Raw genomic sequence first — 25,458 nt, 5'->3', positions numbered from 1 at the left:
GTCCCGCCCCTGCGCCGGGCGCCTGCGGGGGTGCCGTAGTCTGTGCGGGCACGTCCGCCGCCTTAGCTCAGTCGGTAGAGCATCTCACTCGTAATGAGAAGGTCGTCGGTTCGATTCCGACAGGCGGCTCTCCTCACCGCAGCGGGTCCGTCCTCCGGGACGGGCCCGTTGCGTCGTTCCCGGGCCCGCTCGGCATCAGACGCCGACGACGTCGACGGGTCGGGAACGCTGACGGCGGCCCACCTCGGAAGAGGTGAGCCGCCGTCGGTGCGCTCGGGGACCCGGAGGGCCGGGGACAGGGGTCAGTGGTGCGGGGCCTCGTTCTTGGCGCGCTCGAGCGAGGCCATGATCTCCGCCTCGGCCTCTTCGCGGCCGACCCAGTTGGCGCCCTCGACCGACTTGCCCGGCTCGAGGTCCTTGTAGGTCTCGAAGAAGTGCTGGATCTCCAGGCGATCGAACTCCGACACGTCGGTGAGGTCCCTGAGGTGCGACTGGCGCGGGTCCGTCGCCGGGACGGTGAGGACCTTGTCGTCCCCACCCGCCTCGTCGGTCATGCGGAACATGCCGATGGCCCGGACCGTGATCAGGCACCCGGGGAACGTCGGCTCCTCGAGCAGCACCAGGGCGTCGAGCGGGTCGCCGTCCTGCCCCAGGGTGTTCTCGATGTAGCCGTAGTCGGCCGGATATCGGGTGGAGGTGAAGAGCATCCGGTCCAAGCGGATGCGTCCGGTGGCATGGTCCAGCTCGTACTTGTTCCGCTGGCCCTTCGGGATTTCTACCGTCACGTCGAACTGCACCCGCCTAGTCTGGCCCATGGTGTCTCCGCGCGATCCGCGGAGGTCACTTTCTGGGGGGTGGGCAGCATCGCGTCGAGCGGTTCGACGATCGTCACAGCCAAGACCGGACGGTTCCGTCGGCGCATCGCACTGGGCGTCATCGCGCTGGTCCTGGTGCTCGTCGGCGGTGGCATCGCCCTCGCCGGTGTGCTGGACGGCACCGGGGACGAGACGGCCGGCGCCGGGACGGTGACCGTCCCCGACGCGGTCCTCCCGGAGCTCGGCGAGGCCGCACCCGTGCTCGCCTCGCTCGACTCCGCAGCCCCCGCCCCCGACCCGGCGGTCCTGGCCGCGACGCTCGGCCCGCTGCTGGCGGACCCGGCCCTCGGGAGCGGCGTCTCCGCCGAGGTCGTCGACGTGCAGAGCGGTGAGGTCCTGCTCGATCTCGACGCGGACGCCCCGGCCGTGCCGGCGTCCACCGCGAAGCTCCTCACCGCGGCGGCCGCGCTCACCGCACTGGATCCCGCGCAGACCCTCACCACGAAGGTCGTGGCCGGCTCCGCACCCGGCGAGGTCGTCCTCGTCGGCGGCGGCGACCCCACGCTGTCGCGCACCTCGCCGTCGCAGAGCTATCCCGGTGCCGCCACCGTCGCCGACCTCGCCGCACAGGTCGTCGCGGCCCTTCCGTCGGGCACCTCGGTCACCCGGGTCGTCGTCGACAGCTCGCTGTTCACCGGCCCGCTGACCGCCCAGGGCTGGGGACCGGCCGACGCGCCGTCGAGCTACGCCGCGCCGGTCACGGCGACGGCCGTGGACGGAGCTCGCGTGAGCCCCGGCTCGCAGGCCCGCAGCGGCCAGCCCGGGATCGACGCCGGGGTCGCCCTCGCCGACGCCCTCGGGGCGCCCAACGCCACCGTGGTCCTCGGCGAGGCGCCCGCCGGCGCGAAGCAGCTCGCCTCGGTCGAGTCCGCGCCGATCGCCCGGCTGGTGGAGCAGGCGCTGTCGATGTCGGACAACGTGCTCGCCGAGGCGCTGGCCCGTCACGTGGCGCTGGCCCGCAACCTGCCCGCCTCCTTCGAGGGCGGGGCGGACGCGGTCGTGGGCGCGCTCGCCGACGCCGGCGTCGACACCACCGGCGTCAGCCTCGCCGACGGCAGTGGGCTCTCCCGGCTGGACCAGGTGCCGGCCGGCGTCCTCACCGAGCTCGTCGCCGGTGCTGCTGACGGCTCGCTGGAGGACGCCTCCGCGATGCTGTCCGGCCTGCCGGTGGCGGGCTACGACGGCACGCTGTTCGACCGGGGGGTCGCCGACACCGCCCCGGGCGTCGTCCGGGCGAAGACCGGCACGCTGCTGGGGGTGCACGCCCTCGCCGGCACCGCCGTGACCGCGGAGGGCCGGCTCCTGGCCTTCGCCGTCCTCGCCGAGGGGTCGGACAGCGAGGCCCGTGCCGAGGCGGCCCTCGACGACGTCGCCGCGGCGCTGGCCGCCTGCGGCTGCAGCTAGGCCCGCCCCGGGTCCCGGCCTGAGCTTGCGAAGGTCGGGGAGGGCGGAGTCCTTTTTCTGCCCCCCACCGCTCGCACGCTCGCGGCGGGCCCCTGCAGGAGGGCCTACGGTGAATCGATGAGTAGCGCCTCCTCGATGGTCGACTGGGACCTCGCCGGCCGCACCGCCCGCCGACTCGCCGGCCCGGGTCCGCGGACCACCCGTCAGGACGCCGCGGCCGTCGTCCGCGAGCTGCACGAGGCCGCGGCCGTCGCCGTCGCGCACGTCGAGCGCCTGACCGGGATGACCGCCGTGCCCGGAGGTGCGCTGCCCGAGGTCGCCGTCGTCGACCGTCCCGGCTGGGTCGACGCCAACGCCCGCGGGATGGCCGCGCTGCTCGATCCGCTGGTCGACGCGCTGGCCGAGCGGACCGGCAGCCGGCCCGGTGCCCTGGCCACGGCCATCGGCTCGCGGGTGACCGGCGTCCAGGCCGGTGGCGTCCTGGCGTTCCTCAGCTCCCGCGTCCTCGGCCAGTACGAGGTGTTCGGCACCGGTGGGCGGCTGCTCCTCGTCGCTCCCAACATCGTGGCGACCGAGCAGAAGCTGGGCGTCGACCCGTCGGACTTCCGGCTCTGGGTGTGCCTGCACGAGGTCACCCACCAGCTGCAGTTCACCGCCGTGCCGTGGCTGCGCCCCTACCTCGAGAGCCAGATCGAGGAGTTCGTCGAGGCCACCGACCTCACCACCGACGTCCTGCGCGAGCGCCTGCAGGACGTGCTGCGCGGCCTCACCGACGCGGTGCGCGGGGACGACGGCGAGTCCGAGGGCCTCATGGCGCTGATCAAGGACCCTCGCCAGCGCGCGGTGCTCGACCGGATCACCGCCGTCATGAGCCTGGTCGAGGGGCACGCCGAGTACGTGATGGACGGCGTCGGGCCGGACGTCGTGCCGACGGTGCGCACGCTGCGCAAGCGGTTCGCCCAGCGCCGCAAGGGCCGGGGGCCGATCGACCGCGTGCTGCGCCGGCTGCTCGGGCTGGAGCAGAAGATGAAGCAGTACGCCGACGGCCGGGTGTTCGTGGGCGGGGTGATCGACCGGGCCGGGATGGACGGCTTCAACCAGGTGTGGGCCCGGCCGGAGAACCTGCCGCTCATCGAGGAGCTCACCGCTCCGGAGCGCTGGGTCGAGCGGGTGCTGGGGCGCCCGGCCATCCCCGCCTGAGCGTGGCCGGCCCCGATCCGGCGGTCGCCCAGCTGCGCAGCGCCGTCCGTCCGGGCCTGACCGCGGAGGACCGGCCGGTGCTCGTCGCCTGCAGTGGGGGAGCCGACTCCCTGGCGCTCGCCGCCGCCGTCGCGTTCGAGGCGCCCCGTGCCGGGGTGCCGGCCGGCGCCGTCACGGTCGACCACGGGCTGCAGACCGGCTCGGCGGAGCGTGCGCGGCAGACCGCCGCGGTGCTGCGAGACCTCGGTCTCGCACCTGTGCTCGTCGTCGCGGTGGACGTGGGGGCGGGCGGCGGACCGGAGGGCGCGGCGCGCACCGCCCGGTACGCCGCGCTCGCCCGCGCCGCGGCCGAGCAGGACGCGCGGGTGGCGCTGGGGCACACGCTGGACGACCAGGCCGAGACGGTGCTGCTCGGCCTCGGCCGCGGCTCGGGCCCCCGCTCGGTGGCCGGCATGGTCGAGCACCGCCGCACCGGCGGCACCACCTGGTGGCGGCCGCTGCTCGGCGTCCGGCGGACGACGACGCGGGCCGCCTGCGCAGCCCAGGACCTGGCCGTCTGGGACGACCCGTGGAACGACGATCCCGCCTACACCCGCGTGCGCCTGCGGACCGAGGTGCTGCCGCTGCTGGAGCAGGTCCTCGGCGGTGGGGTCGCGCCCGCTCTGGCCCGCACCGCCGCGCTGCTGCGGGCCGACGTCGACGCGCTCGACGACCTGGCCGCCGGCCGGCTCGCCGCGCTGAGCTGCGACGACGGCCTGCCGGCCGCACCCGTCGCCGAGCTGCCCGCGGCGCTGCGCACGCGGGTGCTCCGGGGGTGGCTGCGCGCTGGGGGGGTGCCGGACCTGCAGGCGGTGCACCTGGACGCCGTCGATGCGCTGCTGGTGCGCTGGCGGGGGCAGGGCCGGGTCGACCTGCCGGGCGGCGCGGGCGTCGTCCGGGTGTCTGGCACCCTGAACCTGGTACCCGTGCGCAACGGCGGCGGTCCGCCACCAGCACCCCACGACCGCGAGGAGCCCGACGCGTGAGCGAGTCTGCGACCAGTACCGGGGCGCTCGGCCCCGACCACGGCTACGGACCCGACATCGACCACGTGCTCCTGAGCGAGGAGCAGATCCAGGCCAAGATCGGCGAGCTCGCCGCGCAGATCGCCGACGACTACGCGGGCAAGGAAGTGCTCCTCGTCGGAGTCCTCAAGGGCGCGGTGCTGTTCATGAGCGACTTCGCGCGGGCGCTGCAGCTGCCGACGCAGATGGAGTTCATGGCCGTCTCCTCCTACGGCTCGGCCACCAGCTCCTCCGGCGTGGTGCGCATCCTCATGGACCTCAACCGCGACATCGCCGACACGCACGTGCTTGTGCTCGAGGACATCATCGACTCCGGGCTGACGCTGTCCTGGCTGCTGAAGAACCTCGGCGGCCGGGCGCCGGCCTCGCTCGAGGTGTGCGCGCTGCTGCGCAAGCCGGGCGCGGTCAAGGTCGACGTGCCGGTGAAGTACATCGGCTTCGACATCCCCAACGAGTTCGTCGTCGGCTACGGCCTGGACTACGCCGAGCGGTACCGCGACCTGCCCTACATCGCGACCCTCAAGCCCGAGGTCTACCAGTAGTCCTCGTCGGCCCTCCGGGCCGCGCTCGTCCGGACCTGCGACCGCCCCACCACGGAGGGGTGCTTCTGGCTCGCGGCCAGGGAATGCACAGGTCCTCCGGTGTACCGTCGGGGCCGACGACGCTGCGCAGAGCGCCGGGGCTGCCCGGGTCGCAGGCAGTGTCACCGGACGATCAGGAGGGTCGACGGGCAGACCGGCTCAGCCGGTGCCCGGCATCGGTGTATGGAACGTAAGAAGTTCTACCGCTCCGTGTGGTTCTGGGTCGTCATCGTCGTCCTCCTGGCCCTCACGCTCTCGTCCCTGTTCCGCGGCGGCAGCGAGTACCAGGAGGTCTCGACCTCCGTGGCGCTCGAGCAGTTGCGCGAGGACAACGTCGAGAGCGTCACGATCAACGACCGCGAGCAGACGGTCGACCTCGACCTCGCCGAGGCCGTCGACGGCAGCGAGCAGATCACCGCCTCCTACCCGATCGGCGCCGAGGACGAGATCTTCGACCTCGCCTCCGGTGTCGGCGAGGGTGAGGACGCCGAGTTCGACACCAACGTCACCCAGGACAGCCTGCTGGCCAGTCTGCTGATCAGCTTCCTGCCGATCCTGCTGATCCTGCTGCTGCTCTTCTGGCTGTTCAACTCGATGCAGGGTGGCGGCCGGGGCGTCATGGCCTTCGGCAAGTCCAAGGCCAAGCAGTTGACCAAGGACATGCCGAAGACGACGTTCGGCGACGTGGCCGGCGCCGACGAGGCGATCGAGGAGCTGCAGGAGATCAAGGACTTCCTGCAGAACCCGGTCAAGTTCCAGGCCGTGGGCGCGAAGATCCCCAAGGGTGTCCTGCTGTTCGGCCCGCCCGGGACCGGCAAGACGCTGCTCGCCCGCGCCGTCGCGGGTGAGGCCGGCGTGCCGTTCTTCTCCATCTCCGGCTCGGACTTCGTGGAGATGTTCGTCGGTGTCGGCGCCAGCCGTGTCCGCGACCTGTTCACCCAGGCCAAGGAGAACGCCCCGGCGATCATCTTCGTCGACGAGATCGACGCCGTCGGCCGGCAGCGCGGCGCCGGCATGGGCGGCGGCCACGACGAGCGCGAGCAGACGCTCAACCAGATGCTCGTCGAGATGGACGGCTTCGACGTCAAGGGCGGGGTCATCCTGATCGCCGCGACTAACCGGCCGGACGTCCTCGACCCGGCGCTGCTGCGCCCGGGCCGCTTCGACCGCCAGATCGCCGTCGACCGTCCCGACCTCCTGGGCCGCAAGCGGATCCTGGAGGTGCACGCCAAGGGCAAGCCGCTCGCGCCCGACGTCGACCTGGAGACCGTCGCCCGACGCACCCCCGGTTTCACCGGCGCGGACCTCGCCAACGTGCTCAACGAGGGTGCGCTGCTGACCGCGCGCAACAACGGCTCGCTGATCACCGACGAGACCCTCGAGGAGGCGATCGACCGCGTCATCGCCGGCCCCGAGCGCAAGACGCGGGCGATGAGCGAGAAGGAGAAGAAGGTGACCGCCTACCACGAGGGCGGGCACGCTCTCGTGGCGCACGCGCTGCCGAACCTCGACCCCGTGCACAAGGTGACGATCCTGCCGCGCGGCCGCTCGCTCGGGCACACCCTCGTGCTGCCGACCGAGGACAAGTACACCCAGACCCGCTCGGAGATGATCGACACGCTGGCCTACGCCCTCGGCGGGCGCGCTGCCGAGGAGCTGGTCTTCCACGAGCCGACCACCGGTGCGGGGAACGACATCGAGAAGGCCACCTCCATGGCCCGCGCGATGGTCACCCAGTACGGCATGAGCGCCAAGCTCGGCGCGGTCAAGTACGGCAGCACCGACGCCGAGCCGTTCCTCGGCCGCGACATGGGCTCCCGGCCCGACTACTCCGAGGCCGTGGCCGCCGACATCGACGCGGAGATCCGCGCCCTGATCGAGGCCGCCCACGACGAGGCCTGGGAGATCCTGGTCGAGCACCGGCACGTCCTCGACCAGCTCGTCCTCGAGCTCATGGAGAAGGAGACGCTGTCCAAGGAGGACATGGCGCGGATCTGCGCGCCGGTCACCAAGCGTCCCTCGCTGGCCCCGTACAACGGCTTCGGCAAGCGCACACCGTCGGACCAGCCCCCCGTCCTCACGCCATCGGAGCGGGCCGGCCAGAACGGATCGGCCGGTGCCGACCCGATGCCGGTCGGGGACGTCGGCGCGCCGGTCCAGCGGTGAGCTCGTGAGCGAGATCCCGGTCGAGCCCGACGACCGGGTCGCGCCCGCGTTCGACCGGATCGACTCCGCCCGCGCGGAGGCGGCCGTCCGGGAGCTGCTGGTGGCGGTGGGCGAGGACCCCGACCGGCCCGGGCTGCAGGACACCCCTGCGCGCGTCGCCCGTGCCTACGCCGAGACCTTCGCCGGGCTCTGGCAGGACCCGTACGAGATCCTGGCGACGACGTTCGACGAGAACCACGACGAGCTCGTACTGGTCAAGGACATCGCGATGTACTCGACCTGCGAGCACCACCTGGTGCCCTTCCACGGGGTCGCGCACGTCGGCTACATCCCGGGCGTCGACGGCCGGGTGACCGGCCTGTCGAAGGTGGCCCGGCTGGTCGAGGTCTACGCCCGCCGCCCCCAGGTGCAGGAGCGGCTGACCCGCCAGATCGCCGACGCCCTGAACGACGTCCTCAAGCCGCAGGGCGTGATCGTCGTCATCGCGGCCGAGCACCTGTGCATGGCGATGCGGGGCATCCGCAAGCCCGGCACCACCACGGTCACCTCCGCGGTGCGCGGGATCTTCCGGGACAACCCCGCCACCCGCAGCGAGGCGATGAGCCTCGTGCTGGGTCGCTGAGGGAGTTCCCGATGATCCCGCTGCCCCGCCCCGGCCGGTGCGTGGTGATGGGCGTCCTCAACGTCACGCCCGACTCGTTCTCCGACGGCGGCTGCTTCTCCGACCCGGCGACGGCGGTCGCGCACGGCCTGGCCATGCATGCGGCCGGGGCCGACTACGTCGACGTCGGCGGGGAGTCCACCCGCCCCGGCGCCGACCGCGTCGACGCCGGCGAGGAGTGCAGCCGGGTGGTGCCGGTGATCCGTGAGCTGGCGGCGGCGGGCGTGCGTACCAGCGTGGACACCACCCGCGCCGAGGTCGCCGAGGCGGCGCTGGCCGCCGGTGCGGAGCTGGTCAACGACGTCAGCGGCGGCCTGGCGGACAAGAACATGGCCGACCTCGTCGCCGAGGCCCGCGTTCCGTGGGTGCTCATGCACTGGCGCGGGCACAGCCGGGAGATGTACGCGGCCGCGCAGTACGGCGACGTGGTCACCGAGGTCACCGCCGAGCTCACCGCCCGGGTCGAGGACGTCGTGGCCGCGGGCGTCGCGCCCGAGCAGCTCGTCCTGGACCCGGGTCTCGGCTTCGCCAAGCGCGCCGAGCACAACTGGGCGCTGCTGGCCGGGCTGGACCGGCTGACCTCACTGGGCCTGCCGGTGCTGGTCGGCGCCTCCCGCAAGACGTTCCTGGGACGGCTGCTCGCCGGCGCCGACGGTTCACCGAGGCCGGCCGACGAGCGCGACGCCGCCACGCTGGCGACGACCGTGTTGGCCGCCCAGGCCGGCGCCTGGGGCGTGCGGGTGCACGACGCCGGCGCGTCGGTGGACGCGCTGCGCACACTGGACGCCGTCCGCGCCTCCCGAGGAGCCCGTCGTGGCTGATCGCCCCTCCGCCCGTCGTCCCGACCGCATCGCGCTGCGCGGCGTGCGCGCCCACGCCCACCACGGCGTCTACGCGTTCGAGCGCGAGCGCGGGCAGATCTTCACGGTCGACGCCGTCCTCGAGCTGGACACCGCGCCCGCCGCGGCCGGCGACGACCTCGCGCTCACGGTCAACTACGCCGACCTCGCCCAGAAGCTGCACCACGTGCTGGCCGGCGAGCCGGTCGACCTGCTGGAGACCCTCTGCCAGCGGCTGGCCGACGTCTGCCTGGCCGACCCGCTCGTCGAGGCGGTGGAGATCACCGTGCACAAGCCGCAGGCCGAGCTGGGCGTGCCCTTCGACGACGTGGCCGTGAGCATCCGGCGCGAGCGCGCGTGAGCCGGGTCGTCCTCTCGTTGGGCGCCAACCTGGGCGATCGGGCCGGCACCCTCCGCGCGGCCCTCGCCGCGCTGGCCGAGGACGGCCCCCTGGCGCACTCCGGCCTCTACGAGACCCCACCCTGGGGGCCGGTCCGACAGCCGCCGTACCTGAACGCGGTCGCCGTCCTGGGCGGCGACCGGGACGCCCGGGCCTGGCTGGCCCGCGCGCACGAGCTGGAGCAGGCCGCCGGGCGCACGCGGGAGGTCCGCTGGGGTGCGCGCACCCTCGACGTCGACGTCGTGACCGTCACCGGCGAGCACGGGGAGCCCGTCGTCGCCGACGACCCGGAGCTGACGCTGCCGCACCCGCGGGCGCACGAGCGGGCGTTCGTGCTCGTGCCGTGGCTGGCCGTGGACGCCGACGCCGAGCTGCCCGGGCGCGGGCGGGTCGGTGACCTGGTCGCGGCCCTCGACCCCGCCGAGGTCGCCGCCGTCGTCCCGTGGCACGAGGGGTGACCCGCCTCCGATGACCCCGGTGCGCCGTCGTGACCTCGTCGTCCTCGCCGGAGGGCTGGCCGTGGCCGCCTGGCTGCTGGTCCGCGCCTGGTACGGCGAGCTGCCCGCCCTGGACTGGTGGCTGCCGGTGTCGCTGGCGGTGCTCGCCCTGGTCGAGGCGCTGGGAGCGCGCACCCTGCGGGCCCGGCTGGCCGCCCAGCGCACGGCGCGCGCGGGCCGCGCACCGCGGGCGGGGGAGCGGGCCGCCCGCCTGGTCGAGCCGCTGCTGGTCGCACGGGTCGCCGTGCTCGCCCAGGCCAGCGCCTACGTCGGTGCGGTCTTCGCGGGCGTGTGGGGCGGGGTCCTGGCGCACGTGGGCCCGCTCGCCGGCCGGGTGCAGGACGCACGCAGCGACACGGTCACCGCGGTGATCGGGGTGGTCTGCTCCCTCGCCCTGGTCGCTGCTGCGCTCTGGCTCGAGTCGGTCTGCCGCATCCCGCCGGAGGAGCAGGAGCCGTCCGAGGGCGTCTCCGCCTGACCGTGCGGTGGCGGGACGATCAGGCGAGGGTGGCGCCCGCGGTCTCGGGCACGGTTCCCTCGACCGAGCGGCGCAGCGCGGCGTGCAGCGACTCGGGGGTGAGCACGCCGAGGAAGCGGTCCCCATCCAGCACCGCGACCCAGCCGGCCTCGTGCTGCAGCATCGTGGCGAACGCGGCCTTGAGCGAGGAGTCGGCGGGCACCCACGCCTCCATGCGCCGGGCGACCGAACCGACGGTCCCGGGCCCACCGGCGTGGTCGGCCGACAGCCAGCCGTGCAGGTTCTCCTGGTCGTCGAGGACGACGGCCCAGCGTGCCCCCGCGTGCTCCAGCGCGCTGCGGGCGTCGGCCAGACCGTCCGCGACGTGCACGACCGGCGGCCGCTCCAGGTCCCCGGGGTCGATGCCGGTGACGGCCAGCCGCTTGAGGCCCCGGTCCGCGCCCACGAAGTCGGCCACGAAGTCGTTGGCCGGACGGCCGAGCAGTTCGGCGGGGGTGGCGTACTGCTCGACCCGGCCACCCTGGCTCATCACGGCGATCCGGTCGCCGATCCGGACGGCCTCCTCGATGTCGTGGGTGACGAACACGATCGTCTTGCGGACGGCCTGCTGCAGCCGCAGGAACTCCGACTGGAGACGCTCGCGCACCACCGGGTCGACGGCGGAGAACGGCTCGTCGACGAGCAGCACGGGCGGATCGGCGGCCAGCGCGCGGGCGACGCCGGCCCGCTGCCGCTGACCTCCGGACAGCTGGGCGGGATACCGGTCCCCGTGGGCCGCCGGGTCCAGCCCGACCGTCGCCAGCAGCTCGTCCACCCGCGTGCGGATGCGGTCCTTGTCCCAGCCGAGCAGCCGCGGCACCGTGCCCACGTTGGTGCGCACCGTCTGGTGCGGGAAGAGCCCGATGCTCTGGATGACGTACCCGATGCGCCGGCGCAGCTGCTCGGGGTCGGCCCGCGTGACGTCCTCGCCGCCGAGCAGGATCCGCCCGGTCGTCGGCTCGATGAGCCGGTTGATCATCTTCATGGTGGTGGTCTTGCCGCAGCCGGAGGGGCCCACCAGCACGGTCAGCTCGCCGGCGGCGAAGGCGAGGTCGAGCTCGGCCACACCGACGGTGCCGTCGGCGTAGACCTTGCTGATCCCCTCGAGCCGGATGTCGACGGCGGGGGCGGCGTCCGTCGCGCTCGCCGGGTGACCGGCCTGCGCAGTAGCGTCCACGTCGTGGCCTTCCTGGACGGCGCCCGGTGCTGAGCGCGGGGGCGGACCCGGTGCTCGCGGTGGACGCGGCACCCAATCCCTGGTTCGACGGCTCGTACGTGGCCGACAACTGGGACACCATCATGGGCTACCTGGGCGAGCACGTCCGCCTGACGATCGGCGCGGTCCTCATCGGCACGGCGATCGCACTGCCGCTGGCACTGCTCGCGCGCCGCAGCCGCTTCCTCGGCGGGGCGGTGCTGGGCCTGTCCACGGTCGTCTACACGATCCCGTCGCTGGCGATGTTCGCGTTCATCTTCCCGTTCACCGGGCTCTCGGCGATGACGGTGCTCATCGGGCTGACCGCGTACTCGCTGGTCATCCTGGTGCGCAACTTCCTCGTCGGCCTGCAGGGCGTCCCGGCCGACGTCCAGGAGGCGGCGCGGGGCATGGGATACGGCGCGCTGCGCCGCTTCTGGCAGATCGAGCTCCCGCTGGCGCTGCCGGCGTTCATGGCCGGGCTCCGGATCGCCACCGTCTCGACGGTCGCCCTCACCACGGTGGGCGTGCTCGTCGGCCACGGCGGTCTCGGCCAGCTGATCACCGGCGGGTTCAACGCCAACTTCTACCGCGCGGAGATCGTCACCGGCGCCGTCGGATGCGTGCTGCTGGCCCTGGTCGCCGACGTGCTGCTGGCCGGCGTCGAGCGGCTGCTCACCCCCTGGACGCGGGCGGCGCGGTCGTGAGCGGCTTCGGCGACGCGCTGGTCTACCTCAACGACCCGCTCAACTGGACCCGCCGCGGCGGCATCCTGGAGCTGCTCGGCGAGCACCTGGTCATCTCCGCCGTCGCCGTCCTCGCGGCCCTCGTCCTCGCCGTCCCGGTGGCGATCGCCCTGGCGACGTCGGGCCGGGGGAGCGGCGTCGTCGTCGTGGTGTCCAACGTGAGCCGTGCCGTGCCGACCTTGGCCCTGCTCACGCTCTTCGCCGTCAGCCCGATCGGGTTCGGCAATCGGGCGACCACGATCGCGCTCGCCGTCTTCGCGTTCCCGCCGATCCTGACCAACACCTTCGTCGGCTTCCGCGGCGTGGACGCCGACGTCCGGGAGGCGGCGCGGGGCATGGGCCTGAGTCGGCGGCAGGTGATCGCCCGGGTGGAACTCCCGCTCGCGATGCCGCTGGTCATGACCGGCCTGCGCACTGCGGCCGTGCAGGTCGTGGCGACGGCCGGCCTGGCTGCCCTGGTCGGGGGCGGCGGGCTGGGCCGGATCGTGAATCTCGGCTTCGGCCAGCAGGACTACGGCCAGATCATCGCCGGAGCGCTCCTCATCGCGACGCTCGCGCTGCTCACCGAGCTGGCGCTGGTGCTCCTCTCCCGGGTGGTGACACCCGGTGCGGGGCGCCCGTCGCTCCCCAGGCTCCGCCGGCGCACGGTCGCGGGGATCCCGGAGCCGACGGCGAGCGGCGTACCGCTCTGATATCGGATCGATGCAGAATCGCATTGCGTTGCGCGCAACTCTTCGGTTCGATGACCACTGCGGGAGTCCTCCCGCCAGACACGCGTGGCTGCAACAGGGTGGTCACGGGACACAGAAGGCGGGCACCATGCGCACGCGTATCCGACTGGTAGCTCCTCTCGCGATGGCGGTGGCTCTCACCGCCGCCTGCGGGGAGTCCGGTTCCTCCGGCGGCGGGAACGGCGGCAGCGGCAACGAGGGCGGTACGGCCTCGGGCGAGGCCTGCGCCCCCGTCGCGGGCGACCAGCTCGTCGTCCTCGAGGACGACGAGAACCTGCAGAACGCCGACAACATCGTCCCGGCCGTCACGGCGGCGACGGCCGAGGCGAACCCGGCCCTCCTCCCGGCGCTGAATGCCGTGTCGGAGGCCCTGACCACCGAGCAGCTGATCGAGCTCAACGCCGCCGTGGACCTGCAGCGCGAGAGCGCCGAGGCGGTCGCCGCGGAGTGGGTCGAGGAGAGCGGCGTCACCGACGGCCTCGAGCAGGGCAGCGGCACCGTGGTCGTGGGCGGGGCCAACTTCACCGAGTCCACGATCCTCGCGAACATCTACGCCGAGGTGCTCGACGCTGCCGGTTTCGACGCGTCGGCCCGCGAGGTCGGCAGCCGGGACCTCTACCTCTCCGCGCTGGTCGAGGGCGCCGAGATCCAGGTGTTCCCGGAGTACCTCTCGACGGTCACCGAGGCCCTGAACACGCGGGTCAACGGCGCCAACCCCGAGCCGGTCGCCAGCGGCGACGTCGAGGAGACCGTCGCCGCCCTCGAGCCGCTGGCCGCCGAGGTCGGCCTGGTGTTCGGCGAGCCGTCGGAAGCCGCCGACCAGAACGCCTTCGCCGTGACCCAGGAGTTCGCCGACGAGCTGGGAGTCAGCACCCTCTCCGAGCTGGCCGAGGCCTGCGGTGACGGATCGCTGATCCTGGGCGGGCCCACCGAGTGCCCGACCCGGCCGTTCTGCCAGCCCGGCCTCGAAGAGACCTACGGGCTGGAGTTCGAGAGCTTCCGCGAGCTCGACGCCGGCGGCCCGCTGACCAAGGCGGCCATCCAGCAGGGCGAGGTCTCGGTCGGCCTCGTCTTCAGCTCCGACGGCGCGCTCGCCCAGGGCTGATCCCGAACACGACCGGTCAGTACCAGCCGCCGGGGGGCACCTGCTCCCCGGCGGCGACCGGGTCCCCGAGCCGGTTCCCCTCGGGCGCCAGCGGACACGACCAGCGGGGGTCGTAGGCGCACGACGGGTGGTAGGCGAGGTTCAGGTCGACCACCAGCCGCTCGCCGTCCGATCCGTGATCGGCGCCCTTGACGGTGTCCAGCAGGTAGCGGCCGCCGCCATAGGTCGTGCGGCCCGCCGTCCCGTCGCGCAGCGGCAGGAACACCCCGCCGCCGTAGAGGGCCACCCACCAGACGTCCAGCCGGCCCAGTCCCGGCAGCGTCACCGCACCGATCCGCTCCAGCGGAACGCTGCCGTCGGCGGCGGTGGGGATCTCCAGCCGACCCGGGGGAGCTGCCTCCAGGACGGGCTCGAACCGCAGCGCCGGGTCGTAGGGAGCGAACGGCAGCCCGCGGAACGCCGCGCGTGCGGCGTCGTCCAGCGGGGAGTCGGGGTGGGTCGCGAACAGCTCGTCGCGGCCGTCCCGCCAGGTCCGCCAGCCCACCTCCGGGTCGGCCGCCGCGCGGGCGGCGGCGTAGAGCGCGGAGGTGCGGCGGCGCCAGTCCAGCAGCGACAAGGTCACCGTCCCACTGTCGCACCGACCGGCGAGGAGACGCCCGGGACGCCGCCCGTCGGAGAGTGGGACGGAGGGTCGCGCGCCGCTACTCTTGGTGCATGCCCCGCCGCCAGGACGACGACGTCGCTGCCGGGGCCCCCGCCGTCCCCGGTCGCCGCGTCCTGGTCGTCGCCGGGGGGTTCCTGCTCGCGGCGGGCGCCACCCTGGCCGTCTTCCTCACCGACAACCCGCAGTACCTGCGGATCGCCGTCGTCGCCGTGGCCTGGGCATTCGTGCTCGCGACCTTCGCCGCCGGCCGTCGCGGCGGCGACCGGCAGGCGGCCGCCGCCCGCGAGGCGCAGCTGCGCCGGGCCTACGAGCACGAGCTCGACCTCGAGGTCGCCGCCCGGCGCGAGTACGAGCTGGAGCTCGAGAACGAGCTGCGCCGCGAGACCGAGCAGTCGATGCGCGAGGAGGTCGACGCCCTCCGCAGCGAGCTCGCGGCGCTGGCCGACCTGCGGGACCAGGTCTCGGGGGTGGCGGCGCTCCGCTCGGACATCGCCGGGCTCTCCGCGCTGCGCGACGAGGTGGCGCGCGTGGCCGCGCTGCGGGAGGACATCGTCGCACTGGCCGCGCTGCGCGAGGACATCGTCGCGCTGGGCGCACTGCGCCAGGAACTGGGCCAGCTGCACGAGCTCCGCGACGACATGGGGCGGCTACGCGTGGAGCTGACCGAGCAGCTGTCGTCGGAGATGCTGGTCGAGCGGATCGTCATGCGCACCCAGGCCAGCCGGTTCCCGGGCGAGCCGGGCCGCCTGGACGGGCCCGCGCGCACGCTCGACGGGCAGCCGTGGAGCCAGGAGCCGCCGCGGGAACTGACCGGGGGGTGGCCGGCGGTCCACCTCGACGAGCCGCGGGAGACCCGCCAGTTCGAGCAGATCCGGGTCGAGCGGACCGACGCCCGCCCGGCGCCGGCCGCGGAGCCGCGCGCCCGCGAGACCCACACGACCGGGTCGTGGACGCCGTCGCCCCCGACGGCGATGTTCGCCGGGCCGCAGCCCTCCCGGCTGGGGCCGCCGCCGTCGCCGGCCGGAGCGCCTCCGGCCGCGACGCCGGCACAGCCGGATTCCCCCGGCGCCGCGCCCTCGTCGACGTCGTTCCCGCTGTCGTCCCCGGCCGCCCCGGAGCAGCTCCCGCCGCCCCCCGTCGAGCCGCCGCCGTCGCCGCTGGACTGGCTGGTGGCCCGCGAGCTGCTCGACACCCCGGGCGCACCGGCCGCGCCGGACACCCCGGCCGCACCGCAGGCCTGGCAGCAGCCGCCACCGCCCTCGCCGCGACGGCGGCGCGGGGACCAGCCGGAGCTGCCGGGCGCGCAGGCCACGACGGCGGAGCGACCGGGCCCGACGCCCCGCACCCGCATCGAGGACCGGGGTGGCTACCGGGTCGCGGTGCCGACCCCGCCGTCCCCGCCCGTGCAGTACGCCGCACCGGGTCCGACCACCTCACCGGGCAGCGGGAACCGGCTGGCCGAGATCCTGGCGGAGAACGGCGTCAGCCCGGCGGCCGGTGGCCGCCGGCGCCGGCGCTACCGGGACGACGACGAGTCCGACGACGTGCTCTCCCGGGTGCTCGGCCGGGACTGATGAAGGACCCCCTCGCCCCCCACCCCTCGCAGGCTCGGGGCGGGACCCTGCGAGGGGGCCGGGTTCAGCGGCCGCGCGAGCCCGAGCCGCCGTCCAGGACCAGCGTCTGGCCGGTGACCCAGCCGGCGCCGTCGCCCAGCAGGTACGCCGCGGCCTCCCCGATGTCCTCGGGAACCCCCAGCCGGCCCGCCGGGTAGCCGGAGGCGACCTCGGCCTCCCGGCCCTCGAAGAGGGCCTCGGCGAAGCGGGTCTTCACGACGGCCGGGGCGACGGCGTTGACCCGGACCTTCGGCCCCATCTCCACCGCGAGCTGGGTGGTGAGGTTGATGACCGCGGCCTTGCTCACGCCGTAGCCGCCGATGTTCTGCGAGGAGCGCAGGCCGGCCACCGAGGCGACGAAGAGCACCGAGCCGCCGTGCTCGGACATCCACGCCCGCCACGCCTGCTGCACCAGGTCCAGCGACGCGACGACGTTGGTGTCCAGGATCTTGCGGAAGGCGCCGAGGTCGAGGTCCATCATCGGCCCGTAGACAGGGTTGATCCCCACGTTGCCCACCAGCATGTCCAGGCTGCCGAAGGTGTCCACGGCCGTGCGCACGGCCGCGGCGCGGTGCTCGGCGTCACCGGCGTTGCCTGCGACCGCCACGGCGACGTCGGAGCCGCCGAGCGACTCCACCGCCTCGGCGAGCGCCTCGGGCTTGCGGGCGGTGAGCACCACCCGGGCCCCGCGCTTCACCAGGCTCTGGGCGATGCCCAGGCCGATCCCGCGGCTGCCGCCGGTCACCAGGGCGGTCTTTCCCTCGAAGCTGCTCACGCCGTCTCCCGTTCGTCGCTGGTGGGGTGTTCCCGGTCACGTTAGGGGCGGGCGCCGGCCAACACGAAGCCGCCTCGGGTGAGCCATGCCACACCGCCCGCGCGTTGCACCGTGGTCGAGGGAGTTCCAGACTCTCCACCGGCGTTGCACGAGTGCGGAACCTGCGCGACACGACCGGTTGCAGCAGGACCCGCCACGCACTGCCTGCACGACCAGCACGAACCGGCTCCTGACAGGGGGCCGGGAACCGACGTCCGGTACCCGTTCGGGACTGGAACGAGAGGTGCACCGATGCCTGCTGCCCGCAGGAACGTCCGCGCTGCCGGCCTCCCCGCAGCGAGCGATGCGCCCGCGCGACTCCGCGTGGGGATCATCGGCGCCGGCCGCGTCGGCGCCGTCGTCGGTGCCGCGCTCTCCGCCGCAGGTCACGACGTCGTGGCCGCCTCGGGGCTGTCCGCCGCCTCGGCCGAACGCGCCGCCCGGCTGCTGCCCGGCGTCCCGCTGCTGCCCGCCGACCAGGTGGTCGCCGCCGCCGACCTGGTCGTCCTCTCCGTCCCCGACGACATCCTCCCGGGCCTGGTCGCCGGGCTGGCCGAGACCGGCGCCTGGCGGCCCGGCCAGCTGGCCTTCCACACCTCGGGTGCGCACGGCCTGGCCGTGCTGGCCCCGGCCGAGCGGGCAGGTGTGCTGCCGCTGGCCCTGCATCCGGCGATGACCTTCACCGGCGCTCCCGAGGACGCCGACCGGCTCCAGGGGTCCCCCTTCGGGGTGACCAGCCACCCCGCCTACCGGCCGGTCGCCGAGACCCTCGTCCTGGAGATGGGCGGGGAGCCGTTCTTCGTCGCCGAGTCCGATCGCGGGCTCTACCACGCGGCGCTGGTCACCGGCGCCAACCACCTGGTCACCCTCGTCGCCGAGGCCGCGGACCTGCTGCGCACCGCCGGGGTGGCCGAGCCGGCCCGCGTCCTGGCGCCGCTGCTGACCGCGGCGCTGGACAACGGCCTGCGCCGGGGCGACCGCGGGCTCACCGGTCCGGTCAGCCGGGGCGACGTCGGCACGGTCGGCAGCCACCTGGAGACCCTCGCCGAGCGGGCCCCGGAGTCGGTCGCCGGCTACGTCGCGATGGCCCGCCGGACCACCGAGCGTGCGCTTGCCGCCGGCCGGCTGAAGCGGCACGAGGGCGCGCCGCTGCTGGACCTGCTCGCCGCCGGCTACGGCCACGGTCCGGGTTCCCTCGCGAGCGAGCGAGCGGAGGGGTGACCGTGGTCCTTCCACCGGTGACCGGCGGTCCGGTGGTCGTCGAGACCGCCGCCGACCTCCGCAAGCTCCTCGCCGACCTGCCCGGGTCGGTCGCGCTGGTGCCGACCATGGGTGCGCTGCACGAGGGGCACCGGACGCTGGTCCGCGCCGCCCGCGAGCGCGCGGCCACCGTCGTCGTCTCGGTCTTCGTCAACCCCACCCAGTTCGGTCCCGGGGAGGACTTCGACCGCTACCCCCGCACCTGGGAGGCCGACCTCGCCGCGGTGGCCGACGAGGGCGCCGACGTGGTCCTCCACCCGCCGGTCGAGGAGGTCTACCCGCGGGGCGCGGTGGGCGTGACCGTCGATCCGGGGCCGCTGGGCTCGGTGCTGGAGGGGGCGGTCCGCCCGGGTCACTTCGCCGGCGTGCTCACCGTCGTCGCCAAGCTGTTCGGTCTGGTGCGGCCGGACCTGGCCTTCTTCGGCGAGAAGGACTACCAGCAGCTGACGCTGGTCCGCGCCCTGGCGCGGGAGCTGGCGCTGGGTGTGGAGGTCGTCGGCGTCCCGACCGTCCGGGAGGCCGACGGGCTGGCGCTGTCCAGCCGGAACCGCTACCTGGACCCCGCCCAGCGGGCCGCCGCCGCCACCATCTCGGCCGCGCTGCGGGCCGGCGCCGCGGCCGGGCCGCAGGGCGCCGACGCCGTGCTCGCCGCCGCCCGGGCCGTGCTCGCGGAGCGCCCCGACCTGCTCCAGGACTACCTCGAACTGACCGATACCGATCTGGGTCCGGCGCCCGCCGCCGGACCCGCCCGCCTGCTGGTCGCCGTCCGCGCCGGCAGCACCCGACTCCTCGACAACACCGCCGTGACGCTCACCCACCCAGCCGCCCCGACCCACCCGGCCACGCCTCCCGGAGACCCCTCATGATTCGCACGATGCTCAAGTCCAAGATCCACCGCGCGACGGTCACCCAGGCCGACCTGCACTACGTCGGCTCGGTGACCGTCGACGAGGACCTCCTCGACGCCGCCGACCTGCTCCCTGGCGAGCAGGTCGCCATCGTCGACATCACCAACGGCGCGCGGCTGGAGACCTACGTCATCCCCGGCGAGCGCGGCACCGGCGTCATCGGCATCAACGGCGCCGCCGCGCACCTGGTGCACCCCGGCGACATGGTGATCCTGATCAGCTACGGCCTGATGGACGAGACCGAGGCCAAGAGCTACCTCCCGACGGTCGTGCACGTCGACGGCGACAACCGCATCGTGGAGCTCGGCGCCGACCCCTCGGCCCCCGTCCCCGGCGCTCCCGACCAGCGGCGCAGCGACCTCGGCGTCCCGGTCCGGTGACCCCGGGGCAGGGCGGGGTGCGGCCGTGCTGCTGACCGTCGACGTCGGCAACAGCCAGACCGTCCTCGCCACCTTCGACGGCCCGCGGCGGGTGGACTGCTGGCGGGTGACCACCGCCCCGAAGGCGACCGCCGACGAGCTGCGCATGCTCTGGCGCGGGCTGCTGCGGGACACCACGGTCACCGGCGTGGCCGTCTGCTCGGCGGTCCCCGCCCTGCTGCCGGCGCTGCGCCAGCTGCTGGACTCCCTCGAGGTGCCGGTGGTCCTCATCGGCCCCGGCGTCCGCACCGGCGTGCCGCTGCACGTCGACAACCCGCGCGAGGTCGGTGCCGACCGCGTGGTCACCGCGCTGGCCGCGCACGAGATGTTCGGCCGGCGGCCTGACGGCGCCGGCCGGCCCGTGGTCGTCGTGGACTTCGGCACGTCCACCAACGTCGACGCCGTGGGCCCCGACGGGCAGTTCCTCGGCGGTGCGCTGGCGCCCGGGGTCGAGGTCAGCCACGACGCGCTGGCCTCCCGGGCCGCGCAGCTGCGCTCGGTGGAGCTCACGGTGCCCGGCCAGGCGATCGGGAAGAACACCGTGGCCGCGCTGCAGTCGGGGCTGGTGCTCGGGTTCGCGGGGCTCGTCGACGGCCTGGTCGGCCGGATCGCGGCGGAGCTGGTCGCCCAGTTCGGCGCCGCCCCCGTCGTCGTCGCCACCGGGGGACTGGCCCCGCTGATGGCCGGCAACTGCCGGACGATCTCCGAGCGGGAACCCGACCTGACCGTGCACGGCCTCCGCTTGGCGTTCGAGCGCCAGCAGGCCCGGTAGGCCCCTGCCCGTAGGCTCGGCCCCCGTGAACGACGGACCGAACGCCCCAGGCGAGGACGACGGCGGCACCGACGAGCTGCCCGAGCAGATGCGGGTGCGCCGCGCCAAGCTCGACCGGCTGCGCGAGTCCGGCGTCGACCCCTACCCGGTGACCGTCGCGCGGACGACGACGCTCGCCGCGGTGCGGAGCGCGCACCCCGACCTCGAGCCCGACACGATGACCGGCGCGCAGGTCGGCGTCACCGGGCGGGTCATCTTCTTCCGCAACACCGGCAAGCTCTGCTTCGCCACGCTGCGCGAGGGCGACGCCGAGCTGCAGGTGATGCTCTCCCGCGACCGCGTCGGCGAGGAGTCGCTGGCGGCGTGGAAGGCCGACGTCGACCTCGGTGACCACGTCCTGGTCACCGGCGAGGTGGGGACGTCGCGCCGCGGCGAGCTGTCCGTCTTCGCCGACTCCTGGCAGCTGACCGCCAAGGCGCTGAGGCCGCTGCCGGTGGCGCACAAGCCGATGAGCGAGGAGCTGCGGGTCCGCCGGCGCTACGTCGACCTCATCGTGCGGGACGAGGCCCGCCGGACCGTGCGCCAGCGCGCCACGGTCATGTCCTCGCTGCGCGCGGGGCTGGCCGCCCGGGGCTACCTCGAGGTCGAGACCCCGATGCTGCAGACGGTGCACGGTGGCGCGGCTGCCCGGCCCTTCCGCACGCACATGAACGCGTTCGACCTGGACCTCTACCTGCGCATCGCCCCGGAGCTGTTCCTCAAGCGCTGCATCGTCGGCGGTCTGGACCGAGTGTTCGAGATCAACCGGAACTTCCGCAACGAGGGTGCGGACAGCTCCCACTCCCCGGAGTTCGCGATGCTGGAGGCCTACCAGGCCTACGCGGACTACCAGGTGATGGCCACGGTGACCCGGGAGCTGATCCAGGACGCCTCGGTGGCGCTGTTCGGCGACCACACCGCCCGCCACCACGACGGCACCGAGGTGGACCTGTCGGGGGAGTGGCCGCAGATCCCGCTCTACAGCGCGGTGTCCGACGCCGTCGGCGAGGAGATCACCCCCCAGACGCCGGTCGAGCGGCTGCGGGCGGTCGCCGAGCGGCACGACGTCGGCGTCGACCCCAACTGGCTGCCCGGCAAGGTCGTCGAGGAGATCTTCGAGGCGCTCGTGCAGCACACCCTGCAGGCGCCGACCTTCGTCGTCGACTACCCGGTGGACACCTCGCCGCTGACCCGGGCCCACCGGTCTACGCCCGGCCTGGCGGAGAAGTGGGACCTGTACATCGGGGGGATCGAGCGGGCCACCGCCTACTCGGAACTGGTCGACCCGGTCGTGCAGCGCGAGCGCTTCACCGCCCAGGCCGTCCTCGCCGCGGCCGGCGATCCCGAGGCGATGGCGCTCGACGAGGACTTTCTCGAGGCACTCGAGTACGGAATGCCGCCCACCGGCGGGATGGGCATGGGGATGGACCGACTCATGATGACGCTCACCGGTCTCGGTATTCGCGAGACCATCCTGTTCCCGCTCGTCCGCCCGATCGCATCTCCTTGATTCCGAGAACGCGCGTTTCTGTTGTTCCCTCTATTCGGGCCCCCTGCACATTTGTCGCAGCGAATGGTCCGGCGGTGTGTTGTAATGGTTCTGTCGCCGACGGTGACGCACCCACCCGAACACGGGGCTGGGGAAATAGGAGTGAGGAACGGAAATGGCGCGCAAGGTACAGGTCATCCTGAGTGACGACCTCGACGAGAACCTCCCCGCCGACGAGACCGTGAGCTTCTCGCTCGACGGCACGTCGTACGAGATCGATCTCGCGGAGAAGAACGCCAAGGAACTGCGCGAGGTGTTCGCGCGCTACGTGTCGGCCGCGCGCAAGGTGGGTCGCGGCAGCCGCGGCGCCTCCGGTGGTGGCCGCTCCCGCGCGACCGGCGGCCGCATGGACCGCGAGCAGGCCGGTGCCATCCGGGACTGGGCCCGCAAGAACGGCCACCAGGTCAGCGACCGCGGCCGTATCCCGGCCGGCGTCGTCGAGGCGTACGAAGCGGCTCACTGAAGGAGGGCTCCCTCGCCCCCCGGCACTCGCTCCGCTCGTGCCGGGCCCCTGCGAGGGGGCCGTTCCAGACGGTCGCCAGGCCCGGCTCCCCCTCGGGGAGCCGGGCCTTCGTCGTCCCGGGAGCGGCCCGGCTGCGTCCGCTGACGGCGTAACCGCCCCGGAACAGGCCCGGGTGGGCGACGGTTCTACCGAGCAGCCATCCACCGCGCCCGTCGACAGCGACGGGACGGCCTGGTTCGCGACTACAGTGGAATGACCGGTGCCCCCAGCGCCGACGGATGTCGGGTGCTCCTTCCCCAGACCAGGGAGGGACAGTGCCGGACCAGCCGGTCGAAGGAGAAACAGCAGATGTTCGAACGGTTCACCGACCGAGCCCGCCGTGTCGTCGTCCTGGCCCAAGAAGAGGCCCGGATGCTCAACCACAACTACATCGGCACCGAGCACATCCTCCTGGGCCTGATCCACGAGGGTGAAGGTGTCGCCGCCAAGGCGCTCGAGTCCCTCGGCATCTCGCTCGAGGGCGTCCGCCAGCAGGTCGAGGAGATCATCGGGCAGGGCCAGCAGGCGCCGTCCGGTCACATCCCCTTCACCCCGCGGGCGAAGAAGGTCCTCGAGCTCTCGCTGCGCGAGGCCCTGCAGCTCGGCCACAACTACATCGGCACCGAGCACATCCTGCTCGGCCTGATCCGCGAGGGCGAGGGCGTCGCCGCCCAGGTCCTCGTGAAGCTGGGCGCCGACCTGAACCGCGTCCGCCAGCAGGTCATCCAGCTGCTCTCGGGCTACCAGGGCAAGGAGCCGGCCGCGGCCGGCGGCCCCGCCGAGGGCACCCCGTCGACCTCGCTGGTCCTCGACCAGTTCGGTCGCAACCTGACCCAGGCCGCGCGCGACCAGAAGCTCGACCCGGTCATCGGGCGGGCCAAGGAGATCGAGCGGGTCATGCAGGTGCTGTCCCGCCGCACCAAGAACAACCCCGTCCTCATCGGCGAGCCCGGCGTCGGCAAGACCGCCGCCGTCGAGGGGCTGGCGCAGGCCATCGTCAAGGGCGAGGTGCCCGAGACGCTGAAGGACAAGCAGCTCTACACCCTCGACCTCGGTGCGCTCGTCGCCGGTTCGCGCTACCGCGGTGACTTCGAGGAGCGGCTGAAGAAGGTCCTCAAGGAGATCCGCACCCGCGGCGACATCATCCTGTTCATCGACGAGATCCACACGCTCGTCGGGGCCGGTGCCGCGGAGGGCGCGATCGACGCCGCCAGCATCCTCAAGCCGATGCTGGCCCGCGGTGAGCTGCAGACCATCGGCGCCACCACGCTGGACGAGTACCGCAAGCACCTGGAGAAGGACGCCGCTCTCGAGCGCCGCTTCCAGCCCATCCAGGTCAGCGAGCCGACCCTCGCCCACACCGTGGAGATCCTGAAGGGCCTGCGCGACCGCTACGAGGCGCACCACCGGATCAGCATCACCGACAGCGCCCTCGTGGCCGCCGCGACGCTGGCCGACCGGTACATCTCCGACCGCTTCCTGCCGGACAAGGCGATCGACCTGATCGACGAGGCCGGTGCCCGGATGCGGATCAAGCGGATGACCGCGCCGCCGGACCTGCGCGAGTTCGACGACAAGATCGCGGCCGTGCGCCGCGAGAAGGAGTCGGCGATCGACGCGCAGGACTTCGAGAAGGCTGCGTCGTTGCGCGACACCGAGAAGCAGCTGCTGGGCGAGAAGGCCGAGCGCGAGAAGCAGTGGAAGGCCGGCGACATGGACGTCGTCGCCGAGGTCGACGAGGAGCAGATCGCCGAGGTGCTGGCCAACTGGACCGGCATCCCCGTGTTCAAGCTGACCGAGGAGGAGACCTCCCGGCTGCTCCGCATGGAGGACGAGCTCCACAAGCGGATCATCGGCCAGGAAGAGGCCATCAAGAGCGTCAGCCAGGCGATCCGGCGCACGCGGGCGGGCCTCAAGGACCCGCGTCGTCCCGGTGGCTCGTTCATCTTCGCCGGCCCCTCGGGTGTCGGTAAGACCGAGCTGGCGAAGGCGCTCGCGCAGTTCCTCTTCGGTGAGGACGACGCGCTGATCCAGATCGACATGGGTGAGTTCCACGACAAGTTCACCGTGTCGCGTCTCGTCGGTGCTCCTCCCGGTTACGTCGGTTACGACGAGGGTGGACAGCTGACCGAGAAGGTGCGGCGCAAGCCGTTCTCGGTGGTCCTCTTCGACGAGATCGAGAAGGCGCACGCAGATGTGTTCAACACACTGCTGCAGGTTCTCGAGGACGGCCGGCTCACCGATGGTCAGGGCCGGATGGTGGACTTCAAGAACACGATCCTCATCCTCACGACCAACCTCGGTACGCGGGACATCTCGAAGGCCGTGGGTCTCGGTTTCCAGGCCGGCAACGACTCGACGAGCAACTACGAGCGGATGAAGCTCAAGGTCAACGAGGAGCTCAAGCAGCACTTCCGGCCGGAGTTCCTCAACCGCATCGACGACATCGTCGTGTTCCACCAGCTGACCGAGAACGAGATCATCCAGATCGTCGACCTGATGGTCGCCCGCCTCGAGACCCAGCTGGCGAACAAGGACATGGCACTGGAGATCACGCCCGCGGCCAAGCAGCTGCTGGCTTCCCGTGGCTTCGACCCGGTCCTGGGTGCCCGGCCGCTGCGCCGGACCATCCAGCGCGAGATCGAGGACGCGCTCAGCGAGAAGATCCTCTACGGCGAGCTGACCGGGGGTCAGATCATCGTGGTGGACGTCGACGACGCGGAGGGCCCGGCGCAGAAGTTCACCTTCCGCGGCGAGGCCAAGCCGGTCGACCTGCCCGACACCCCGCCGGTGGCTCTCTCCGGCGCCGAGGGTGACGAGGACGGGCCGGCGGCAGCCGCCGAGTAACGACCCGCACGACGACGAGGGCCGCTCCCACCGCGAGGTGGGGGCGGCCCTTCGTGTCATGGCGATCCTCCGGATCGCACCGCGGTCAGG

The 25,458-nt window shown here is 73.4% G+C and carries 25 protein-coding genes and 1 tRNA gene; 22 read left to right on the top strand and 4 right to left on the bottom strand.

Translation table 11 applies throughout. The annotated features are described in order from the left end of the window. Positions 1-56 precede the first annotated feature (56 nt). Positions 57-129, top strand: a tRNA-Thr gene (locus tag RM425_RS08185). Between the two features lie 173 nt (positions 130-302). Here RM425_RS08185 and RM425_RS08180 read toward each other — a convergent pair. Continuing rightward, positions 303-797 (bottom strand): inorganic diphosphatase, encoded by a 495-nt coding sequence (locus RM425_RS08180; protein WP_396137032.1) that lies wholly within the window; start codon positions 795-797, stop codon positions 303-305. Between the two features lie 57 nt (positions 798-854). On the opposite strand from RM425_RS08180, the gene dacB reads away from it, so the two are divergent. From dacB to RM425_RS08130, 10 genes are all read left to right on the top strand, one after another. Continuing rightward, positions 855-2,279: a D-alanyl-D-alanine carboxypeptidase/D-alanyl-D-alanine endopeptidase gene (gene dacB / locus RM425_RS08175; protein WP_311344693.1), complete on the top strand. Its 1,425-nt coding sequence runs from the start codon at positions 855-857 to the stop codon at positions 2,277-2,279. Positions 2,280-2,396: 117 nt separating this feature from the next. After that, positions 2,397-3,479, top strand: coding sequence for a zinc-dependent metalloprotease (locus RM425_RS08170; RefSeq protein ID WP_311344692.1), 1,083 nt, complete (start codon positions 2,397-2,399; stop codon positions 3,477-3,479). A gap of 2 nt (positions 3,480-3,481) precedes the next feature. Then, on the top strand, positions 3,482-4,504 hold the full coding sequence (gene tilS, locus RM425_RS08165; RefSeq protein WP_311344691.1) for a tRNA lysidine(34) synthetase TilS: 1,023 nt from the start codon (positions 3,482-3,484) through the stop codon (positions 4,502-4,504). Further along, complete coding sequence (gene hpt, locus RM425_RS08160; protein ID WP_311344690.1) at positions 4,501-5,085, top strand: hypoxanthine phosphoribosyltransferase; 585 nt, start codon at positions 4,501-4,503, stop codon at positions 5,083-5,085. Before tilS ends, hpt begins: the two co-directional genes overlap by 4 nt. Before the next feature lie 222 nt (positions 5,086-5,307). Next, positions 5,308-7,290, top strand: a complete 1,983-nt coding sequence (gene ftsH, locus RM425_RS08155) for an ATP-dependent zinc metalloprotease FtsH (RefSeq protein ID WP_311344689.1) — start codon at positions 5,308-5,310, stop codon at positions 7,288-7,290. Positions 7,291-7,294: 4 nt separating this feature from the next. Next, on the top strand, positions 7,295-7,912 hold the full coding sequence (gene folE, locus RM425_RS08150) for a GTP cyclohydrolase I FolE (RefSeq protein WP_449495081.1): 618 nt from the start codon (positions 7,295-7,297) through the stop codon (positions 7,910-7,912). An 11-nt stretch (positions 7,913-7,923) separates the two neighbouring features. Then, positions 7,924-8,772 carry a dihydropteroate synthase gene (gene folP / locus RM425_RS08145; RefSeq protein ID WP_311344688.1) on the top strand — a complete coding sequence of 283 codons (849 nt, stop codon included), beginning with the start codon at positions 7,924-7,926 and terminating at the stop codon, positions 8,770-8,772. After that, positions 8,765-9,151, top strand: a complete 387-nt coding sequence (folB, locus tag RM425_RS08140; protein WP_311344687.1) for a dihydroneopterin aldolase — start codon at positions 8,765-8,767, stop codon at positions 9,149-9,151. The genes folP and folB overlap by 8 nt, the downstream gene beginning before the upstream one ends. Continuing rightward, positions 9,148-9,648 carry a 2-amino-4-hydroxy-6-hydroxymethyldihydropteridine diphosphokinase gene (gene folK / locus RM425_RS08135; RefSeq protein ID WP_311344686.1) on the top strand — a complete coding sequence of 167 codons (501 nt, stop codon included), beginning with the start codon at positions 9,148-9,150 and terminating at the stop codon, positions 9,646-9,648. The genes folB and folK overlap by 4 nt, the downstream gene beginning before the upstream one ends. A 10-nt stretch (positions 9,649-9,658) precedes the next feature. Next, positions 9,659-10,165 (top strand): DUF3180 domain-containing protein, encoded by a 507-nt coding sequence (locus RM425_RS08130; RefSeq protein WP_311344685.1) that lies wholly within the window; start codon positions 9,659-9,661, stop codon positions 10,163-10,165. A 19-nt stretch (positions 10,166-10,184) separates the two neighbouring features. Here the strand turns inward: RM425_RS08130 and RM425_RS08125 are convergent, their stop codons facing one another. Next, entirely contained in the window at positions 10,185-11,381 is a 1,197-nt protein-coding gene (locus RM425_RS08125) for an ABC transporter ATP-binding protein (protein ID WP_311344684.1), read from the bottom strand. A gap of 26 nt (positions 11,382-11,407) precedes the next feature. On the opposite strand from RM425_RS08125, the gene RM425_RS08120 reads away from it, so the two are divergent. From RM425_RS08120 to RM425_RS08110, 3 genes are all read left to right on the top strand, one after another. After that, a complete protein-coding gene (locus RM425_RS08120) occupies positions 11,408-12,106 on the top strand; it encodes an ABC transporter permease (RefSeq protein WP_311344683.1) in 699 nt (232 codons plus the stop codon). Continuing rightward, positions 12,103-12,837: an ABC transporter permease gene (locus tag RM425_RS08115; protein WP_311344682.1), complete on the top strand. Its 735-nt coding sequence runs from the start codon at positions 12,103-12,105 to the stop codon at positions 12,835-12,837. The genes RM425_RS08120 and RM425_RS08115 overlap by 4 nt, the downstream gene beginning before the upstream one ends. Positions 12,838-12,964: 127 nt before the next feature. Then, entirely contained in the window at positions 12,965-13,981 is a 1,017-nt protein-coding gene (locus RM425_RS08110; protein ID WP_311344681.1) for a glycine betaine ABC transporter substrate-binding protein, read from the top strand. A gap of 16 nt (positions 13,982-13,997) precedes the next feature. Here the strand turns inward: RM425_RS08110 and RM425_RS08105 are convergent, their stop codons facing one another. After that, positions 13,998-14,603, bottom strand: a complete 606-nt coding sequence (locus RM425_RS08105) for a DUF1684 domain-containing protein (RefSeq protein ID WP_311344680.1) — start codon at positions 14,601-14,603, stop codon at positions 13,998-14,000. Positions 14,604-14,695: 92 nt separating this feature from the next. On the opposite strand from RM425_RS08105, the gene RM425_RS08100 reads away from it, so the two are divergent. After that, complete coding sequence (locus RM425_RS08100) at positions 14,696-16,219, top strand: DUF6779 domain-containing protein (protein WP_311344679.1); 1,524 nt, start codon at positions 14,696-14,698, stop codon at positions 16,217-16,219. Between the two features lie 64 nt (positions 16,220-16,283). Here RM425_RS08100 and RM425_RS08095 read toward each other — a convergent pair whose 3' ends face one another. Then, entirely contained in the window at positions 16,284-17,033 is a 750-nt protein-coding gene (locus tag RM425_RS08095) for an SDR family oxidoreductase (protein WP_311344678.1), read from the bottom strand. A gap of 291 nt (positions 17,034-17,324) precedes the next feature. Between RM425_RS08095 and RM425_RS08090 the strand changes: the two genes are divergently transcribed. The 7 genes from RM425_RS08090 (at position 17,325) to RM425_RS08060 (ending at position 25,368) form a co-directional block, all read left to right on the top strand. Next, complete coding sequence (locus tag RM425_RS08090) at positions 17,325-18,293, top strand: Rossmann-like and DUF2520 domain-containing protein (protein WP_311344677.1); 969 nt, start codon at positions 17,325-17,327, stop codon at positions 18,291-18,293. Between the two features lie 2 nt (positions 18,294-18,295). Beyond that, the gene (panC, locus tag RM425_RS08085; protein WP_311344676.1) at positions 18,296-19,198 is read left to right on the top strand and encodes a pantoate--beta-alanine ligase; all 903 of its coding nucleotides are present in this window, start codon (positions 18,296-18,298) and stop codon (positions 19,196-19,198) included. Positions 19,199-19,206: 8 nt separating this feature from the next. After that, a complete protein-coding gene (gene panD, locus RM425_RS08080; protein ID WP_311344675.1) occupies positions 19,207-19,620 on the top strand; it encodes an aspartate 1-decarboxylase in 414 nt (137 codons plus the stop codon). 25 nt (positions 19,621-19,645) lie between these two features. After that, positions 19,646-20,431 (top strand): type III pantothenate kinase, encoded by a 786-nt coding sequence (locus tag RM425_RS08075; protein WP_311344674.1) that lies wholly within the window; start codon positions 19,646-19,648, stop codon positions 20,429-20,431. 25 nt (positions 20,432-20,456) lie between these two features. Next, a complete protein-coding gene (lysX, locus tag RM425_RS08070) occupies positions 20,457-21,980 on the top strand; it encodes a bifunctional lysylphosphatidylglycerol synthetase/lysine--tRNA ligase LysX (RefSeq protein ID WP_311344673.1) in 1,524 nt (507 codons plus the stop codon). Positions 21,981-22,134: 154 nt separating this feature from the next. Further along, positions 22,135-22,482, top strand: a complete 348-nt coding sequence (locus RM425_RS08065; protein ID WP_311344672.1) for a histone-like nucleoid-structuring protein Lsr2 — start codon at positions 22,135-22,137, stop codon at positions 22,480-22,482. 348 nt (positions 22,483-22,830) lie between these two features. Then, entirely contained in the window at positions 22,831-25,368 is a 2,538-nt protein-coding gene (locus RM425_RS08060) for an ATP-dependent Clp protease ATP-binding subunit (RefSeq protein ID WP_311344671.1), read from the top strand. Positions 25,369-25,458: the final 90 nt, after the last annotated feature.

The organism is Blastococcus goldschmidtiae (assembly GCF_031845325.1).
Classification (GTDB): Bacteria; Actinomycetota; Actinomycetes; order Mycobacteriales; family Geodermatophilaceae; genus Blastococcus; species Blastococcus goldschmidtiae.
This window is presented reverse-complemented; position numbering and strand designations above follow the sequence as displayed.